We start from the raw sequence: 4201 nt of genomic DNA on the forward strand, positions 1-4201 counted from the left end.
AGACTAAAACTGAAAGAAATAGCAAAAAAACAAAAGGAGTTCAATATTCACAAACTGCGGGTTGGGCAAATAATCACTACAGATCAGCTTGCAGCCAGCAAACCTGAAGCGCAGGCAGGACCTGAGGTAAAACCACCAGCAGTGGCGCCTCAACCTAAAGAACCACTTGCTGAATCACCTCAAGTTACGCCAATACCTGCAGTGCCAATACAGCCACCTGTTCTACAGCCTAAAACACCACCGATCGAGACACCCATCTCACCCGCTCCCGCTGCTCCACCTGCACCATCCCCAGCTCCAGAACGGCCACAGCCGGCCGCTGCAGCTGAAAAGCCAGCAACACCACAACCAGATACAGAAAAAATTGCTCAGGCAACAACAACTATTTTGGACCTGATGAAGAATTTTGAATTTAATAAAGCTTTAGATGAACTAAAGAAAAATGAGGTATTACTAAAAGCTACTTATGAAATTATAAAAAAGGATATCTGTGAAGAACAAATGAAGTATTTCCAAACCAAAAAACAAGAGATTGAAACGCTGTTACTACCTGAAAATATTACTCAAGAAAATGTTAGCAAAGCCAACAAACTACTTGATGAAATCAAGGTTAATTTATCCCGGAAACAAAACGATGAATTAAAAGCTCTGATAACAACTAAAGAAACAGAGCTCAAACAAAAACAAAAAGATCAGCTACCAGTCAAGCCGGAAGCTGCTCTATTGCCTGCACCACTGGTAGCACCACCTGAAAAGCGTGAGGAATCGCCAAAAACACCAAGGAAAGAAGGGAAAAAAATGAATAAAGGTACAAATCAACCAGTTAATAATCCGGAAACATCTGTTCCACCTTTAACAACTCCTCCAGTTAAAAAACAGGGCAAAACGTTATTCCAAACTTTGATGGAAGCAATGGATAAAGATGAATAGATTGCTGTTTCACAACAAATTGAAACCTGTGAAAAAATCGTGGTTTTTACCAAAAAAAATGAATTTATCATGAAATCTTTACGATATATTTAATAAAACGTACACGAGGGGTAAAAATGAACATTCAGACTTACGGCTTTCAGGCTAGCGGGGAAAAATTAAAAGTAGATTTGGAGAAATCCTCGGGCTCGGTGATACTACCTGAAAATGATGCCAAACAGCTGGCCCAGGCCATGACCGCGCTGCTTTCATCCTCCGGATATGTAAGCGGAGAAGACGCCCCCGGACTGCTGGACACCCTGGGCAATCTTTATTACAGCGGAAATTACAGCAAATTAACTGAAAAACTGGACATTCGGCAGGCATATGGCCTCGTCCAAAAGACGTTGCATGATTATCTGGACAGACATGAACACCGGGTTAACCGGGATATTAAACACTATTTCAGAATTTCGGAAACAACCGCGAACATTGATATCTGCAAAAAACTTATAAAAATGTCTTTAGCTTTACTTATTCTGAATTCGGGCAAAGGAAGTTTGCAGTATAAACTGGGAGGTGTAGAAAATCTTATCCGAAGTAAAAATGACAGACTTGGATTAAATTTAGTGAACTCCGAATTAAAAAAAAGTTATTCCCAGTTAGTAAACGAACGTGAAACCTATGAACAACTAAAAACCTCCGGTCTGATAGCATCACTACAAACAGAACTTGGCCCCTGGCAACAGGGATTAAACAGCATTAAACAAACCGAAAGAGATATCCAAAACCTTGAAGGGTCAAAAGCAGCGATAAAGGAAATCAAAAATAAACTGCAAAAATCAAATGTATCAATTGAAGAATTGTCCAAAGACTTGAAAAATCTGAAGATCAGCGGTCAAACAGATGATCTGAACATTTTAAATTCCGCCTACAAATTTCAGGAAATTTGTAAAAACTCAGAATATATATTGAATTTGGACATGGACAGGGATACGGAAAGTTTTTCTGAAGAAGAATTAATTAAAATAATCGAAGAACTAAAGAAATTTAAAAGCATTCTTAAAAATGAATGCGGCCAATTTTTGCAGTGGGCAGTAGCCAAAAATATTGAGTTTCAGTTTAAAAAAGAGCTTTTGGAAGCTATCAATAATAACACATTTAAAGGCAAACATGTCTTGATGGCGGTTATTGCTTTTAAAGAACTTAAGTCAAAAACCGATGCTGTTCAGAAGGAAACCATAGAAAACCTGAAAAAAAATCTGAGCGCTCTGGATTTTGATAGCAAAATTAAAGAATTACAGAAAACCAGACAAAACCTTATCGAAAATTACGGAAATGCTGAAGAATTAAATAAGGTCAAACAGCTCCTGGAAAAATTCCCTGATCTCAGCAAAACCAATATACAGGCTTTTATAAATAACCTTAATTCATTTACATTCAAATCAGCGACCTCTTTAAAAATAATAAATGAAATAAAAAATGTAGCCGCAAAAATTTATGAACAGGAAAAAAAGATAAACAGCGCTATATCTGCCGGACATTTATACGCTATACACGAAAGTTTAACTGAGCTGTCAAGGATCCACCCCAATCAAGAAGAAATCAAAAGCAGGATAGCTGATTTGGAAAAGGATCTGCATTCGGTCTTGACGGCTTATGATAGAAAACAAACCACTGTCAATTTAAGCAGTCCTGATATAAGCGAACAGCTAAAAACAGCCATTCAACAAAAACTCGAAGCCAGAAAAAACAAAGATGAAACACTGGGCAAAGTTAATAGGGACATCGCGGAAATCCAGAAGAACCCTGAAGATGTTAGAGCAATTGTAAAATTTGCCAAAAGCTATCGGATCAAATTGAAAGTAGCTGATCTGTTGGATCCGTCCAAAACAGTTCTGGAAGGACTTGGCAACCTTAAAACCAATATCGAACAAAATAAATACGACCCAGAATTTGTTTTACTGCAAAAAATGGTTAATAAGAAACCGATAAGCGAAGCTGAAGCCCAGCAATTTCAAATATTCAAAGGCAACTCTCCGGCTGAACCCCAGCGCGCAGTGCAAAACCAGGTAATTGTTGATAAGCCGCAAAAAAAAGCCGGGGAATCGGTAACACCCTATATTACGCAAATTCCTGAAGAACAGGTAATGGCACCCCCTCACCCCGCTATTGATACGAAAAAACAAGCCGCTGAGGAAGCAAGACAAAAAGCAGAAAAATTGGCTGAACAAAATAAACAAGCGGAGATTATTAAAAAGAAAGAATTCGAAACCGGTTTAACGACAAAAATCAATAGTCTGATATCCGAAGAAAAATTTAATCCGGCGCTGGAATTGCTGAAAAGCTCCCAAACAAAAGTTTCGGAAAATTTTTACACTGGAACCAGACAAACAGTTCTCGAGGCGAAAAGAACATCCGACCAAAATAAGGCAACTCAACTTGAACAACAGAAAAAGCAGGCTGAAGTCAACAAAAAGAAAGAATTTGAAACAAATTTAACAGTGAAGATCAATAGCCTGATGTCCGAAGAAAAATTCAATATAGCGCTGAAAGTACTTGAAAATTCAAAATCTAAAGTATCTGAAAGTTATTACAAGGAGACCAGAGAAGGAATTATAAAAGGCCAGAGAACCTATATCGCGCAAAAAAAAGAAAAAGACCGGCAGGAACAACAAGTAAATGAGTCCAAAAAAGAAATTGCCGATTTGATAAACAGCCATAAATTCAGCGAGGCCCGTGAAAAACTGGCAGGCATCAAACAGTTGATACCTGAACAGTTGTATAACGCTGTTTCTAAAAAAATAGAATCAATAGAAAAATCCAGACAAAAACAAATAGAAGAACAAACAGCGGAAAAAACCGCTATTTCTGAAAAACAAGCCAGGTTTGTACAAAAACAAAAAGAAAAAATTGAAGAATTGGTCAAAAAAGACAGATATACCAATGCCCTGGAAATGCTGGAAACACTAAACGGTAAAATAAAACCTGAAGATTACAGCGAATTAAAAAACCGGATCATTGAAGGCCGAAAAAATTATCTGGCGGAAAAAAATAAACCTAAAAAAACACCCTCAGAAGAAAAAACTGCTCCTAAACCACAGCCCAAGACAGAACAGGAAGAAATCGCAGAACTGGAAAGAGCTGCGATTAAAAAAATGACAGACGCAGGATTATACAAAGCTCCAGAAAAAAACCAGAACGAACCGAAACCTGCTGAAGTGGCCAAGCCAAAACCTGCATTAATTGTAGAAAAAAAGAGGAAGAAAAAAAGTAAACATACGGAGGAAAA

General features: G+C 37.8%; 2 protein-coding genes. Both read left to right on the forward strand.

The window, feature by feature from the left end:
* Positions 1 to 930 (forward strand): hypothetical protein (locus tag PHV30_08255; protein MDD5457009.1); only part of this gene is annotated, 930 nt, incomplete at its 5' end.
* A gap of 116 nt (positions 931 to 1046) precedes the next feature.
* On the forward strand, positions 1047 to 4201 hold a 3155-nt coding region (locus PHV30_08260), incomplete at its 3' end, for a hypothetical protein (protein MDD5457010.1).

Source organism: Candidatus Margulisiibacteriota bacterium (genome assembly GCA_028715625.1).
Classification (GTDB): Bacteria; Margulisbacteria; Riflemargulisbacteria; order GWF2-35-9; family GWF2-35-9; genus JAQURL01.